Raw genomic sequence first — 14,976 nt, 5'->3', positions numbered from 1 at the left:
TGAGTTCATATATCATCACATGGATATTATCAGAACTTAAGCGAAGCGATATATAATGAATGATAACTCCATTTCATCGAGAACGATTTCGAATCTTAATTGCTTCACGTATTATGAGATGATTCTTAACCGTGCTGAACGAGATCGATTTCCTGAAAGCGACTAACTTCCTTTTCCCAACGCTCTTCTACATATTGGCGGTGAACCGGATGATCATTGTATGAATCATACGCAGCCTGATTGGCGAATACCATTGAAAAACTATAGTCAAATTCATTTTTTTCACTCACCTGTCTCAGAACCTGGAATTGCTCTACACCGGGAATATTCGCCAGTGCATCCGCACTCTCCTTCAAAAATGCCTCTGCTTCAGGTGTATCTTTACCTGCGTAAAGTGTAAACGTTACCATATGATTGATGCTGCTCATCTCTATTTCCTCCTCCAATATGTCTGACTCTGTTTCCTAGTGTACATCCGAAAGTGTTGTAAGCGCAATAATTGGTTGAATTAATTTTAGTGAAATTGAATATGTACGGGTATTAGAATTACTTTTAAGTTTGAATTATATGAGTTTACCTATCGGCATGCATACAAAAAAACCTCAGGATTGATCCCGAGGTTTTCTTGTAATGGTTGGACAAACTATTTGATGTTGTATTTACGGTTAAATTTATCAACACGACCACCGATGTCCACGTTTCTTTGTTTACCTGTGAAGAATGGGTGGGATGCGGAGCTAGTGTCCACACGGATTACTGGGTAAGAGTTACCATCTTCCCATTCCATTGTTTCGTTCGAGAATTTAGTCGAAGAACTCAGGAATTTGTAATCAGCACTTGCATCGAAGAAAATTACTGTTTGTGTCTTTGGATGGATATCAGCTTTTGGCATAATCTATTTACACTCCTTTAATATGGGTACTTCTTAGAATAGAACTAAATTTTATTATACTCTTTTTTTGGACGAAGTACCAGTCGGAATTGAAGAAACGATAAATATTTTACAATTCACTGCGACTAACCCGGGTTTCAGTGTTCAAATTGAGCTCTTCTCCAGTACATTCAGCATATATTCCAGCGCTTCAAGTTCATCTCTTCCCCGTGTCTGCAATCTCACTACACTGCCATGTCGAATGGGAAGAAGCGCCATTCCGAGTAGGCTTTTGACATCTACACGATGCTCATGATTCGCATCCATAAATGACAATGAAATATCCGAGGCAAAACGCGACGCTTGAGAAGATACTGACATCAGATCATCCCGGTGGAAATCAGAGTGAATCATAAATTCATGTGTTCTCACAACCTTCAGTTCCTTTCACTAGATGCTATTCAACCCATGGGGTGTGTATAATTTTATATATTAGAATCTTCAAGCATTATACCGCGTTATGGAAGTTTGTTTAACCCTTTTATGGCGACAAATACAAAAAAAGAAACCCTGAACATCAGGGCTCCTTCGAGATAGATTCAATTGCCGTTCGGATACACCATTACTTTCAGACTGCCGCTCTTGTTGTGCAATGCCCGTTCCATGGCCTGCTGGGTTTCCTCAAGCGAATAACGGTCTGTAATCAGGGACATCACATCATGCTGGCCTGAGCTCAGAAATTCAATGCCCGCCGGATACGTATTGGCGTAACGGAAGATCCCGTAAATATCCACCTCGTTGTCTGCGATAAAAGGAACATTCAAGGCAATCTCGTCCTGTGCAGGCAGTCCTACAATGGCAAGCTTGCCTCCTCGCCGGAGCGAATATAATGCCGACTGAAGCGCCTTGGGATTTCCCGCAGTTTCCCAAGCTGTATCTACACCGACGCCGTTCGTTAACTCACGTATCACCGCCTGTGCATCCTCGTTACGAACATTAATGGTATGGGTGGCGCCCATACGACGAGCAGCCTCCAACCGTACTTCCTCCAGATCTGTGACGATGATGTGTTCCACACCAAACGATTTGGCAGCTGCAACAGCCATCAGTCCAACAGGTCCCATGCCCATAATGGCAAGTGTCGTTCCCGGAGCCAGTTTACTGCGTCTCGCAGTATGAATGCCAACAGAGAAAGGTTCGTTCATGGCTGCCTCTTCAAAAGACAGATGATCCGGGATCGGGAAAACCATATCTTCACGAATGGTCATGTACTGTACAAATGCCCCATCCACCGGAGGCGTCGCCAGAAATTGCACATCGGGACACAGATTATAACGGCCTTCTTTACATGCCGTGCATCGTCCGCAGGTTACCCCAGGCTCAATGGCTACCCGATCTCCTTCTTTCAGCCGTGATACTTTCGAGCCTACAGCCGCTACGATACCTGCACATTCATGTCCAAGTATAATCGGTTTCTCAACTACAAATCGGCCAATTCTACCATGTTCAAAATAATGCACATCCGATCCGCAGACGCCAACGGCCATCACCTGAATGAGCACCTCGTCTTCAGCCGGCTGTGGTACAGCCTGTTCCTCAATAATGATGTGCCCGGGCTCTGTCATGACAGCGGCCTTCATGGTCTTGGGTACTTGATGATCTCCCATATGTTCCCTCCTTCTCGTGTATGCCAACGTTGTTCTTTCCTCCGAAGAAGATCCGACTGTTCTAGTTTTCGTATCCAGATTAATATATCGTTCTTCCATGTTTATCGGCAATACCACTTTTGCGATAGAAGTACGTATTGATCATGTCTCGCCATTCCTTGGCGTGCTCCGCCTGCCCTGTTTGTAACGCAGACACCTTATCAAATACAGTTGGATCAATCTTGCCTTCCAGCTGTCTCCAGGTCTGAGCTAATCCCGCAGCCTGCTCTGCACCTTCAAAATGTGTATCATAAATGTGCTGAATGACCGTTTTGCCAGACTGCAGAACATGCGTATACGGGACATGGTGGAAAAATAACAGCAGCTCGTCCGGACAGGAGTCTACGGATTCATATCTTTCGGCATTTTCCCGATGGTATTGGGATGTATATCCCGTTCCACTGCTCACTGTCCGGTCCACACCAATGCCATCACAATCGGCAAAGTGATACGTCCCCCACTTGGAATATTCATAGCCATCCACATTAGGTCCATAATGGTGCTCCGGATTAACCATCCAGCCTACACCGAGCGGCGCCGTATAACTTTCATAGATATCCAACGAATTCAAAAGCATGCCAGAGATTAGACGAACTACCTCTTCGTCATGTCCGAATGTAAGTCTAACCCACTCCTTCGCGATCTCTTCCGATGACAGCTCCGGATTCCAGGCAAGTCTTCCATATCCATATAGATTCGCCTGAGCAAGCGGATGTCCTGTCCAGCAAGCATCTGCACCGATATTGGATACTGCGGCAAAGCCGCTATACGGTCTGTCGTACAGAGAACCGTCAGCAATACGTTTGATTTCAGAACCCGGTCCCTTGGCAAACGTATCAAAATCTAATACTTCTTTCCACTGTGGAATCAGATAACACAGATGTCGTTGTTGGCCCGTATACTCCTGCGTAATCTGGAATTCCAATACCTGATTTGTTTTCTCCATTGCCCCGAACAGCGGGGATACGGCCTCACGAACCTGAAAGTCCATTGGCCCATTCTTGATCTGCAAAATGACGTTCTCCGCAAATCGGCCATCCAGTGGTTTGAAGTGGTCATATGCCGCCCGTGCACGATCTGTGGAGCGGTCACGCCAGTCTTGCTTGCAGTTATAGACGAAGCAGCGCCAAATTACTAGTCCACCAAACGGGCGAAGTGCTTCGGCAAGCATATTCGCTCCATCCGCATGATCCCGGTTATACGTAAATGGACCTGGTCGATTTTCCGAATCCGCTTTGATCAGATAGCCGCCAAAATCCGGGATTGCCGCATATACCTTGACTGTCTGAATGTTCCACCATTCACGGACCTGTTCATCCAGCGGATCTGCCGTAAGCAATCCACCAATCTCTATCGGGCTTGCGTAGTTTGCGCTCAGGAATAGTCGGATGCCGTACGCTCTGAATTCGGCAGCAACCTTCGCAACATCACCCAGGAAACGTTCCGTCAGGAACAGGCTCTCACGCTGATGCACGTTAACGTTATTGATCGAAATGGCGTTAATGCCTGTGGAAGCAAGCAATCTGGCATAATCACGGATACGCCCGAGATCACGAGTGAATTCTCCATTGTCATAGAAAATGGATTTTCCAGCATAACCACGCTCAATGCTGCCGTCCACGTTGTCCCACTGATTGATCATGCGTAATGCATTAACGGGCTGCTCGGCAATGTAACTTAATCTTTCCGCAGCATTCTCCGCTTGATTTGAACTTTCGTGGTTCAATACAAGCTCCCTTAACAGATGAAAAGTTCCATACAGAACACCTTGAGGGGTTTCAGAACCAATAAACAACCTGCCCCGTTCCTTATCTTCGCGGATAATATAACCTTCTCCTTGCACGGTAGAGCGTTCCGTGTCACTGAAGGCCTGAGCTACAGCTTCCGAACCCGTCCATGTGCCAAGCAATATCCCTTGTGTCTCCTGGTGGGCTAAATCCGGCTCACTCGCTTGACTGGAAGCATCATGACTAACTTTCGGCTTGATGCCAAACAGCTTATCCAGCCCCTGAGTCAGTTCGGCTATTGCTGTTGATATGATTTCCTGATCTTCCGCCACAGTCACGGTATGGCTCCAAGCAGGGGCTGCCTTTTTGGAGGCCCCTTTCACTGCGGATTGACTTTGAAGATATCCAAGCCACGCATCATATTGCGGGCCGGAGATATTGGATTGAATGGTTGTATTGCTCATTGTACAGCCTCCTTGCTGGCATAGATCTGCTCCAGACGATTACCTTTGTCTTCGAGCAGCCATAGAATCGATGTTACACCGCGTGGGTAATACTTGCTTCCGACAGCCACACCTGCCAGGATCTGGTCACTCCAGCACCAGTAGGATTCCTCTGGATGTAACAGCCAGTTTACATGAGCAGCGTCAGAAGCCTTCCCTGTTTCATCCCATTCCACACTCAGCAGTTCTCGTGCGATGAACTGGGACAGATATATTTTGCTGAGCCATGAGTTATTGCTCGTAGAGGACAGCTTCCAGCCTCCATCTTCAAACAGGCAAGTGCCAGGGACAAGAACGGTTTTAAAGTGGGTTCGAAGTGCTTGCAGGTAAGGTCCGAAACGGCCATTTACATCCAGCGCGCCTTCACAGCCGGTGAAGTATGGGAACACCAAGCCTTCAATGGCCGGAATGATGCGGGAATCATTATTCTCGGCGATAACTGCCGGAATGTAGCCACCCTCGGTCAACTGTGCTGCAATACTGGCTGCACAGCGATCCGCCTGACGTCCTGCATGATGAGACAGTTCAGCCAGCTTCTCTGCAGCGAACAGCTTCTCCAGTGCAACATAGACGGCCCAGCATTTGCCTGCCAGATAGATGTTGTTACGGGATTGTCCAAGCGACACATCCAGGCTGTCGTAAGTGGTAATCTCGGCTCCGCCCTTGGTACGACTGCTATCCAGCCCCATCAGGCCGTTGCGTTGCAGTTCATCCGGATGATCCCGGTTCAACATGCTTTCGAAGCAATCCCGAATGACGGGCAGCATCTCTTTAACAAATTCCCGATCCTGCGTCTGTTCAATATATACAGTTGCACAGCAGAGCCAGTTGACCAGTTCCTCGTGACTCATTTGCGAGAAGCAGTCATCAATGCCCACCAGTTCATACGCTGAGTGTCCCAGACGTGAGAATACATTGGCTACACCGATATCATGCGTGAAAGTAATGCCGCCCGGATATTCCTTCTCTTCCCCCGGGAATCGAACTTGATCCGTATAACTATAGCGTTTCACAAACCACTCCAACTCGTTACGCACGGTCCAAGGATTTAAGGCAAGTTCAAAATACAACTGATCTGCGGTCAGATCGAGTGTGTTCATCATCCGGTATTCGCCTTCATTTACGATCCAGAACGGCTCGCCGTCCGCATCCAGCAGTTGTGTACTTGCATAGTAGCTGTGAATGGAATGGGCAAGCATAAATGACTGATCTTCACTCAAAGCAGCCACACCGAGACGTTGCTCAACTTCCTTACAGGAAGCAGTCAGCTCGCTGAAACGGTCAAGCGCATATTTCCCTGCTTCCAGGATATCTGCAAAATAACGGGTATACCAATACGTTGTGTCCATGCCCGAAGTAACGATCCCGCCGCGATAAAAACAAACAGCAAATTGGTACGTACGCTTCTCACCGGCTGGAACGTCCATTAACAACGCAGCTGTTTCGCCAAGTCCGAACGCGAGATTCTCACGATGCTTCTCCTGCAATATCTTCTCCAACGTAAATCCTCGTGCAGGCCATAGCCCCTCATCTTCAGACAAAATGGCGGTTAGACGTCCTTGTCCAACACCCGTTAATGCTCCACCCTCAGGTCCTCCGATTATACGCATGGCTGAATAAGGATCATTACCCTGGTAGCCCAAATATGCTTTACGCGGCTGCTGTCCTTGCGTGTTATCGATTGTCATCTCCACCAGCACCGCAGGCACAAGCGCATCCATTAATGCTTCACGGTCGCCACTCAACGGTTCGGGTACAGGACGCACAGGTGAGTAAATACGGAAAGTCAGATCACCTGCCGTCCACGTATCTGTTCCCGAAGTGAACTCGCGCGTAATCTCTTCATCGCGGAACGCTGAAATCAGTGGGCGTGACCCTTGTGCTGCAACTGCCGCTGGCGTGCTCGCTCCACTTTCCGTCGAGGCCGGAGACACCTGATCTGAATCCGAATTCTCCACTTTCTCTACATCATACCGAACGCTTGCATCTTCTACGGCTTCGAAAAATGGGAGTGCTTCGTAGTTGTCACTGTCGCGAGATTGTAAACCAATATATATATTCTGATCTGCTGGCTTTCCAAGCTCCAGGCCTAGTCCGCCTTTGGCTCCTTTGTATCCAAGCGTAAAGCTGGCAAAAGCCCCGATCGGGGAGTGATGCGCATTATAAAAGATGGATTTGGATGTGCTCATGAACGATGACCCCTTTCAAAATGGTTTGCATACGTTTTCATTAGCCCCATCCTACCATGGGCGTTCCACCGTAGACCATGGTCAAATCAATCGGATATTTACCCAAATCAAGCTAGTAGACTATAATATAAATAAAGCGGTTACATCCGTTTCCATATTTTTTATCAAGGGGGTCTTCCATGTCTTCCACCTATTTGCCTCCCGCTTTGGGAGAGAGTGTGCATGAGGTGTTTTACCCGGATGTACAAACAACGGTAAATTTGTTCGCCATTCATTTGCGAAGTGTCGGGGCGGATTGGGATTATCCAGCCCATGAACATCCACAATATGAGCTGAATTATGTAACGGAAGGCGAACAATGCATGACCGTGGACGGCAAGCTGTATATTCAAAAGGCTGGCGAATTGCTCCTGATTCCTCCAGGAAGCATTCATTCCAGCCTGAGCCATAATGGCAAGGGGTTTACCTATTTTTGCATGCATTTTGATATCGACGATCAATTATTTCTCTCTTTGCTTGCACGAATCAAGCAGGTTTTATTCGATGCTGATAGTCCGGTTACCCGCCAGATTGAGCCTGTACTTCACAAATTAATGTCTTCTGCGGACAACCGGGCGGCGAGTACGATGGTACAGCGCATGCAGCTGCAATCGGCGGTATTTGAGTTGTTCGGCCATTTATGGGAGGCTGTCTCTCAGGAAGCCGCTCAATTGTTCACGGAAGGATATGAGAAAATCGAACTGGCACATCAAATTCGTAATCGGCTGCAAGGACTGGTGAGTCAGCAGTTCAAGCAGGGACGTGAGTCCGACAGCCATTATGGCATTGATGATATTGCAGCAGAGCTGGGCATCAGTTCCTCACATTGTAACCGTGTATTTCGGCAGGTATATCGTCAGTCTCCGCGTGTATATTTATCTGAAATGGTTCTGCATGAAGCCAAAGTTCTGCTGGGTAACCCCAAGCTGTCGGTGCAGAATATCGCTGCCATGCTAGGTTATAAGGATATTGCCCATTTCAGTCGTCAATTCAAGCGCTGGTCAGGGATTTCACCCACACGCTACAGACAGGAACAGCCTGCTCCTGAATGAGCTTCATCCATTGAACATCATTCCAGTATGGCATTTAATTTGTATATGATTAAACGCCGGTTCTTTTATTTCAAAAGACGTTTAATCGTGTTCAGCTTGTTATCGTATGGCGGATATAAAATCGACAAGTTCAACCGCGTGCTCTTTTTGAGCACACTTTTCATATGTGAGAAGGTCTCCAGGCTGTAACGCCCATGATAAGAGCCAAGACCGGAATGTCCTACTCCTCCAAATGGCAGACGTGGGTTGGCCACGTGGGTGATCGTGTCGTTAATGCAGCCGCCCCCAAAAGAAACCTCACGCATCACTTTATCCTGCAGCTGCGTATCCGATGTAAAAAGGTAGAGCGCCAGCGGTTTCGGTCGCTTCACAATACCGGCAATCGCCTCATCAATATGGGTATAACTGATAATCGGCAGAATTGGTCCAAAAATTTCGTCCTCCATCGTAGCGGCTTCCCACGATTCGGCATCAATAAACGTCGGTTCAATAAAGCGATCTTCCTCATCGGATTGACCACCGTAGATGATATGAGCCTGATCGCGTTCAATGAGAGTCGTGAGACGTTTGAAATGGGCCTTGTTTACAATTCTCCCATAGTCTCGATTGTGCTGGATATCTGTCCCAAAGAATGATTCCACTGCTGCTTTCATTTCGGTGATCAACGAATCTTTCACCTGTTCATGCACAAGCAGATAATCCGGAGCGATGCAGGTCTGACCCGTATTGAGCAGCTTCCCCCATATAATACGCTGTGCAGCTACTTTGAGATCTGCGTGCTTATCCACGATAACCGGACTTTTACCGCCAAGCTCCAGCGTAACCGGAACGAGGTTTTTGGCAGCGGCCTCCATGACGATTTTGCCCACCGGTACACTCCCTGTAAAAAAGATATAGTCAAATGGCGCATTAATGAGCGCCGTGGTTGTGTCTTTGGCTCCTTCGACCACATGAACATAAGCTGGTTCGAATACGGAGGTAATCATCTCGCGAATAACAGCTGAGACGGCCGGTGTGTTCTCTGATGCTTTGAGGACTGCCGTATTGCCTGCTGCCAACGCGCCAACCAGGGGTTCAATTAACAGCTGAAATGGATAGTTAAAAGGTCCAATAATCAATACCGCTCCATAAGGCTCAGGAATGATATAACTTTTGGAACCGACCAGCGCGAATTGGGTTTTAACTTTGACCGGCTTGACCCATTTCCTCACTTGCCGAATGGTGTGCGTGATACTATCCAGCATAAATCCGATCTCTGTAGTATACGATTCGAACTCACTCTTGCCCAAATCCTGATAGAGCGCCTCGGTAAGACGGGACTCATACTTTTGAATCGCCTGTTTCAACCGGGTCAAATGTGCAATGCGAGACTCGGCCGAACGAGTCGCCCCTGAGCGGAAAAATAGCCGTTGCTGCTGTAAAATTTCTTTGACTTCATGTTCGCTTAATTCCTGAATGGGACTCATATAATCCAACTCCTCTTCGAGTTAATGATGATTCGTTTAAACATACGAACGTATAGCCCACATGCCTAGGCATGTTAACAACACTTGGTTATAAGCACTCCTCTTCCAACGCCGAAACCAGTTCCTTCAATAGTTCCACCGAGGACCTTAATGAAGCGGAATAATATCGCTGTGTACCCTTCTGTTCTACGGAGATGAGCCCTTTCTCAAGCAATAGCTTGAGATGATGAGATATAGCAGGCCGGGATAGGCTGAACTGTTCTGTAATTTCATTCACTGTCATGCTGCCCTTCTCACTAAGAGCAAGTAAAATCGCCTGACGATGATTGTCGCTAAGTACCTGAAATAAGGGGATACAGGTTTGAAAAATAGATATCGCTTTTTGTCCCATGGTTTCACCTCTATATGTTCTACAGATATCACTTTTGTCATGTCTGTTGGTTCAAACGTTTGAACCTAATAGGTATAGTTTACTCCACCACCCCGCTAACAGCAAGTCGTGTCCGATAAATTGTAGAATAACTTATATAAGAGCGCTTCCACACTACCATACAAGTATGGTAGTATATCCTTGAAGGAGTTGAAGTTATGGAATATCCCCCAAGGTCTTCATCCAAAGCCGATTTATTATCATCCTTAATAAGCCCCTCTTCTCTGAAGAAGCAGACTTTCTCTTCGCGTGATGCGGTCTATACGACGTTGAAGCAGTTAATTTTGAGTTTGAAGCTGCCTCCTGGTACCGCCATCTCGGAGAAGGAGATTTCGCTTGAGTTCAATGTGAGTCGGACCCCTGTTCGAGAAAGCTTTGTCCGATTAGCACAAGAGGGTCTGCTCGAAGTATATCCGCAGCGGGGTACCTATGTATCTCTGATTCAGGTTGATCTCGTAGAGGAAGCGCGATTCATGCGTGAACAGCTTGAGCGTGCTGTTATACGGCTTGCCTGTGTGCAGTTTCCGGATGAACACATGAAGATATTGGAACAGAACCTTGCACAGCAGCAGGAATGCATACTTGAACCGGATGATGATCGAATGTTCGGATTGGATGAGGAATTCCATAGTACTCTCTTTGCAGGCTGCAACAAAAGTAATACCTGGTCCGTGATCCAGCATATGAACGTGCATCTTAACCGGAGCCGAATGCTCCGCCTGTCTTCGGATCATCACTGGGATCACTTGCTTGAACAGCATCGATCCATGGTTCAGGCGATACAGCAGCACGATGCCCAAACTGCGGAACACATTATGCAGGAACATCTGCACTTAACTGTCACGGATCTGGCTGTCCTGCGGGATACATACCCTTCCTATTTTCAATAATGATGGATATACCTGTTCTTTAAACTAATCTTGATGAGGTGAACGTGATGAGAATGGTTTTTCGCTGGTTTGGAGAAGGCAATGATACTGTAACGCTTGATCATATCCGGCAGATTCCTGGTGTTGAAGGTATTGTATGGGCGTTGCACGATGTTCCGGCAGGTGAGGAATGGCCCATGGACAAAATCCTGGAAGTGAAAGCTGCTGCCGACAAAGCCGGATTACATCTGGATGTCGTTGAAAGTGTTAATGTTCATGAAGACATCAAACTCGGTCTGCCTACACGTGATCAATATATTGAGAATTACAAAAAAACGATGGAAAAACTCGTCCAGGTAGGCGTTAAAGTGATCTGTTACAACTTTATGCCCATCTTTGATTGGCTGCGTACCGATATGCATAAGGAGATGCACGATGGCTCTACTGCCCTCTTCTACGAGCACAGCAAACTCGCCGATATTGAGCCTTTGGAACTGGTACGCCGGATTACCGAGAATTCAGCTTTAACTATGCCTGGCTGGGAACCGGAAAGATTGCAGTATTTAACAGGACTGTTCGAAGCCTATAAGAATGTAACTGAGGATCATATGTGGGAACACGCCCGTTATTTCCTTCAGGAGATCATTCCTACTGCTGAACGATTAGGTATTCGAATGGCCATTCATCCGGATGACCCACCATGGCCGATCTTTGGTCTGCCGAAGATTATTACGAATCAAGACAATGTTCGCAGATATCTGAACCTGTATGATAGCCCTTACAATAGCGTAACGCTGTGCAGCGGCTCTCTTGGAGCCAATCCAAACAATGATATTATCGGCATGATCCACGAGTTCAAGGACCGTATTCCTTTTGCCCATATCCGTAATGTCAAAATCTACGACAATGGTGACTTTATCGAGACCTCTCACCGCAGTCAGGATGGAAATGTCGATATTGCAGGTGTTGTGGAAGCCTATCACGATATTGGATTTGAAGGTTATGCACGACCGGACCACGGACGTCATCTCTGGGGAGAACAATGCAGACCGGGATATGGACTCTATGATCGGGCTCTGGGAATTATGTATCTGTGGGGCGTCTGGGATTCCCTGCAAAGGAGGTCAAAAGCATGAGCAACGTTGCCAAAGAAAGATCAACCCGCCTGGAAGGCAAAACAGCTGTAATTACTGGCGGGGCAGGTGTTCTGTGCCGTGCTATGGCTGAAGAGCTCGCGCTTCATGGTGCAAGTGTAGCCATCTTGAACCGTACCGTATCCAAAGGACAGGAAGTCGTTGCTGCAATCGAGGCTGCGGGTGGAAAAGCGATTGCTGTAGCTTGTGATGTGACTCAGTCCGAAAGCGTAGTAGCGGCAGCGGCTATTGTTCAGGAGAAGCTGGGCCCCTGCGACATCCTTATTAACGGGGCGGGCGGCAACCATGCCAGCGCCAATACCACGAATGAAATTTTCAGGCTGGAAGATCTGGAGCAGCCGGATATCACTACTTTTTTCGATGTAAGTGTTGAGGGATTTCGTCAGGTGATGGATCTGAATTTTGTCGGGTCACTCATCCCTACCCAGATTTTCGCAAGACAAATGATTGAGCGTGATGTTCCAGCTACCGTCATTAATATTTCATCCATGAGTGCCCCTTCGCCCATGACCAAAGTTCCTGCGTACAGTGCAGCCAAAGCCGCGATTAACAATTTCACGCAATGGCTTGCCGTACATCTTGCAGAATCAGGAATCCGGGTTAACGCCATTGCCCCTGGGTTCTTCTTGACTGAACAAAATCGTAAACTGCTGCTTAAGCCGGATGGCTCACCGACTGAACGTTCAAGCAAAATCATTGCGCATACGCCCATGCGCCGCTTCGGCAAACCAGAAGATCTCCTGGGCACGCTGATGTGGCTGGCAGATGAACAGCAGTCCGGTTTTGTAACAGGTACGGTTATTCCTGTGGATGGCGGGTTTATGGCTTACTCAGGTGTGTGACCTCTCTTCTATTTTCCTTTTACACGGATTGGATCGAATTGAAAATGTGTATCGAATGATTAACCGAAGCCTGGAGCTCTTAGCCAGGATTCGGTTTTTTGCGTTTAAGAATAAGATGATCCAGCCTGGGAAAAGCTTGTTATAGTCCACAACTATGCTGGGTGGAGCTAAATATTAGCTCCAAGCTTTGACGTTTTCAATTTGTAAGACGAAGCGAAGGAAGGTGATACATATATGATGGAAGAAACATGGGTTGTTGCTGTACGGTCTATTATCGCCTTTTTGACCCTGATCATCTATACAAGGGTGCTAGGCAAACAGCAAATGGGCAACTTGACGTATTTTGATTACATTAACGGCATTACGATCGGTTCCCTTGCAGGTACATTTGCGACGGATCTATCTTCCAAAGCGTGGATTCATTTTGTAGCCTTGACCATTTTCACAATCATCACGATCGTCTTTCAGTATATTACGCTGAAAAATCGCACGATCTCCAAACTGATGGACTCTGATCCTACATTGGTCATTCAGAACGGTAAAATTCTTGAACAGAACCTGCATAAAATGCGTGTGAAATTCGACGAATTGACCATGATGCTGCGGCAAAAGGATGTATTTGACATCACTACGCTGGATTATGCCATTCTTGAACCGGACGGTAGTCTCTCTGTTGTATTGAAACCCGAGAATCAACCGGTAACCGCAAAGGATATGCATATGCATCCTGCCAAGAGTAAACTGATGACCGAGATTATCATTGATGGCGTGCTGATTAAGCAAAATCTGGCGGAACGAAACAAGGATACGAATTGGCTCAGCGAGCAGCTTAAAAAGCAAAAAGTGACGATACAGGATATTGCTTTTGCCGCCATATTGCCTAACGATAAATTGTATATTGATCTATTTAAGGATAAGATTACCGAAAAAATCGATATGGGCGATTATGAGGGGCCTTTCTAAATTTATATGAAGGAGGCGATTGAATGAAAACGCGTTTCTGGTTGCTGTATGTGCTTCCGATCTGCCTCATTCTTGTGTTCGTTGCGATTATGGCAAGCGGAGCCCTTCTCAAAAAGCCCTTTGGTGCTGATGATCGCTTGCTTGAATCTGTACAAACATTGCAGAAACAGGTAGAGGACAAAAAATGGACTGAAGCCAAGTCCCAAATTGATTACGCGATGAAAGCCTGGAACAAGATCGTCAATCGCATACAGTTCAGTGTGGAGCGTGAGACGATTTACGATATTCTGGGTACCCTTGCCCGGATGAAGGGCGGTATTGCCGCAGAGGATGATAAAGCGATCATGGAAGAAATTTATTACTTTTATGTGTTATGGGAAAATCTTGGAGATTGATCTGAAGAAACGCAAAAAGGCACTCTCCTTTAATCAAAAAGGAAGTGCCTTCTCTGTTTTCTAAACGTTACGTCCGCGTAATCGACGAGATTTTGACGTGCGGGCCGTGCTTTCTTTTCGGAAAAAGAGCGTAAGTGCTCCCTTCGCACACCACAGTGCAAACAGTGCAAATAACGTTCCCCAGAACAATGCCGGGAGGAATGTCTGCTGAGCCAAATTGGCTGCATCCCCTGCCCGTGACGGCTGCGTCCAGGACATAAGCCCAACATACATGGCACTAACTACGGACTCTTCCAATGTGAGGAAAGCCAGTAACAAATAATAGAATTTCGCGATTTTTGCACCAAAAATCATGATCACAACATTCAGCGCACTAAAGCCTGTAAGCCATAGCATACCGAATTCTCCCCTTACATAGAAGAGAAGCGATACAAGGGCTACACCTGTCATGATGCCGAGCCCCCACATGTGACGTCCTTTCCGGTATAGATAGAATAGCAGCCAGGCAAAGAGAGATGCTGTGACATAGCCCGCCAAGGAAACCAATATAGATCTGCCTGGTGTCAGCATGGATGAATATGTAACGCCGCTGTGATCTGCGTATAATTCAATGCGCAATACTTTGCCGGATAACAACAGTGTTACTAATGCATGGCCAAATTCGTGAATCATCGTATCCAGGTTACGGAACAATGAAGAAAACGGGATAAAGCGGGTCAGTATCGCTGAGCCCACCAGAAACAGTATGGTTTTGACCCATTTATTCAATC

15 protein-coding genes are annotated in these 14,976 nt (G+C 46.9%); 6 read left to right on the top strand and 9 right to left on the bottom strand.

Annotated elements, in window-relative coordinates:
- Window positions 1–125: 125 nt before the first annotated feature.
- The 6 genes from ACFVQB_RS06695 to ACFVQB_RS06670 form a co-directional block, all read right to left on the bottom strand.
- Complete coding sequence (locus ACFVQB_RS06695; RefSeq protein ID WP_379435868.1) at window positions 126–428, bottom strand: Dabb family protein; 303 nt, start codon at window positions 426–428, stop codon at window positions 126–128.
- A 215-nt stretch (window positions 429–643) separates the two neighbouring features.
- Window positions 644–892 (bottom strand): type B 50S ribosomal protein L31, encoded by a 249-nt coding sequence (locus ACFVQB_RS06690; protein WP_063563876.1) that lies wholly within the window; start codon window positions 890–892, stop codon window positions 644–646.
- A gap of 144 nt (window positions 893–1,036) precedes the next feature.
- Complete coding sequence (locus ACFVQB_RS06685; RefSeq protein ID WP_379435864.1) at window positions 1,037–1,303, bottom strand: HPr family phosphocarrier protein; 267 nt, start codon at window positions 1,301–1,303, stop codon at window positions 1,037–1,039.
- Window positions 1,304–1,470: 167 nt separating this feature from the next.
- Complete coding sequence (locus ACFVQB_RS06680; RefSeq protein WP_379435861.1) at window positions 1,471–2,538, bottom strand: NAD(P)-dependent alcohol dehydrogenase; 1,068 nt, start codon at window positions 2,536–2,538, stop codon at window positions 1,471–1,473.
- A gap of 79 nt (window positions 2,539–2,617) precedes the next feature.
- Window positions 2,618–4,768, bottom strand: a complete 2,151-nt coding sequence (locus ACFVQB_RS06675; protein WP_379435858.1) for an alpha-glucuronidase family glycosyl hydrolase — start codon at window positions 4,766–4,768, stop codon at window positions 2,618–2,620.
- On the bottom strand, window positions 4,765–6,996 hold the full coding sequence (locus tag ACFVQB_RS06670; protein WP_379435856.1) for a glycoside hydrolase family 52 protein: 2,232 nt from the start codon (window positions 6,994–6,996) through the stop codon (window positions 4,765–4,767). The genes ACFVQB_RS06675 and ACFVQB_RS06670 overlap by 4 nt, the downstream gene beginning before the upstream one ends.
- Window positions 6,997–7,175: 179 nt before the next feature.
- Between ACFVQB_RS06670 and ACFVQB_RS06665 the strand changes: the two genes are divergently transcribed.
- Entirely contained in the window at window positions 7,176–8,087 is a 912-nt protein-coding gene (locus tag ACFVQB_RS06665; protein WP_379435853.1) for a helix-turn-helix domain-containing protein, read from the top strand.
- Window positions 8,088–8,152: 65 nt separating this feature from the next.
- Here the strand turns inward: ACFVQB_RS06665 and ACFVQB_RS06660 are convergent, their stop codons facing one another.
- Both ACFVQB_RS06660 and ACFVQB_RS06655 read right to left on the bottom strand, forming a co-directional pair.
- Entirely contained in the window at window positions 8,153–9,553 is a 1,401-nt protein-coding gene (locus ACFVQB_RS06660; protein WP_379435850.1) for an aldehyde dehydrogenase, read from the bottom strand.
- Window positions 9,554–9,641: 88 nt separating this feature from the next.
- The gene (locus tag ACFVQB_RS06655) at window positions 9,642–9,944 is read right to left on the bottom strand and encodes an ArsR/SmtB family transcription factor (protein WP_379435847.1); all 303 of its coding nucleotides are present in this window, start codon (window positions 9,942–9,944) and stop codon (window positions 9,642–9,644) included.
- A gap of 197 nt (window positions 9,945–10,141) precedes the next feature.
- On the opposite strand from ACFVQB_RS06655, the gene ACFVQB_RS06650 reads away from it, so the two are divergent.
- The 5 genes from ACFVQB_RS06650 (at window position 10,142) to ACFVQB_RS06630 (ending at window position 14,206) form a co-directional block, all read left to right on the top strand.
- On the top strand, window positions 10,142–10,873 hold the full coding sequence (locus ACFVQB_RS06650; RefSeq protein ID WP_379435844.1) for a GntR family transcriptional regulator: 732 nt from the start codon (window positions 10,142–10,144) through the stop codon (window positions 10,871–10,873).
- Window positions 10,874–10,920: 47 nt separating this feature from the next.
- Window positions 10,921–11,988 carry a mannonate dehydratase gene (uxuA, locus tag ACFVQB_RS06645; protein WP_379435841.1) on the top strand — a complete coding sequence of 356 codons (1,068 nt, stop codon included), beginning with the start codon at window positions 10,921–10,923 and terminating at the stop codon, window positions 11,986–11,988.
- The gene (locus tag ACFVQB_RS06640; protein ID WP_379435838.1) at window positions 11,985–12,848 is read left to right on the top strand and encodes an SDR family oxidoreductase; all 864 of its coding nucleotides are present in this window, start codon (window positions 11,985–11,987) and stop codon (window positions 12,846–12,848) included. The genes uxuA and ACFVQB_RS06640 overlap by 4 nt, the downstream gene beginning before the upstream one ends.
- Window positions 12,849–13,082: 234 nt before the next feature.
- Window positions 13,083–13,811 (top strand): DUF421 domain-containing protein, encoded by a 729-nt coding sequence (locus tag ACFVQB_RS06635; RefSeq protein WP_379435835.1) that lies wholly within the window; start codon window positions 13,083–13,085, stop codon window positions 13,809–13,811.
- 23 nt (window positions 13,812–13,834) lie between these two features.
- A complete protein-coding gene (locus ACFVQB_RS06630) occupies window positions 13,835–14,206 on the top strand; it encodes a DUF4363 family protein (protein WP_379435832.1) in 372 nt (123 codons plus the stop codon).
- 60 nt (window positions 14,207–14,266) lie between these two features.
- On the opposite strand, the gene ACFVQB_RS06625 is transcribed toward ACFVQB_RS06630, so the two are convergent.
- On the bottom strand, window positions 14,267–14,974 hold the full coding sequence (locus tag ACFVQB_RS06625; protein ID WP_379435830.1) for a M50 family metallopeptidase: 708 nt from the start codon (window positions 14,972–14,974) through the stop codon (window positions 14,267–14,269).
- Window positions 14,975–14,976: the final 2 nt, after the last annotated feature.

It is taken from the genome of Paenibacillus sp. NPDC057886, from assembly GCF_042796655.1.
Classification (GTDB): domain Bacteria; phylum Bacillota; class Bacilli; order Paenibacillales; family Paenibacillaceae; genus Paenibacillus.
This window is presented reverse-complemented; position numbering and strand designations above follow the sequence as displayed.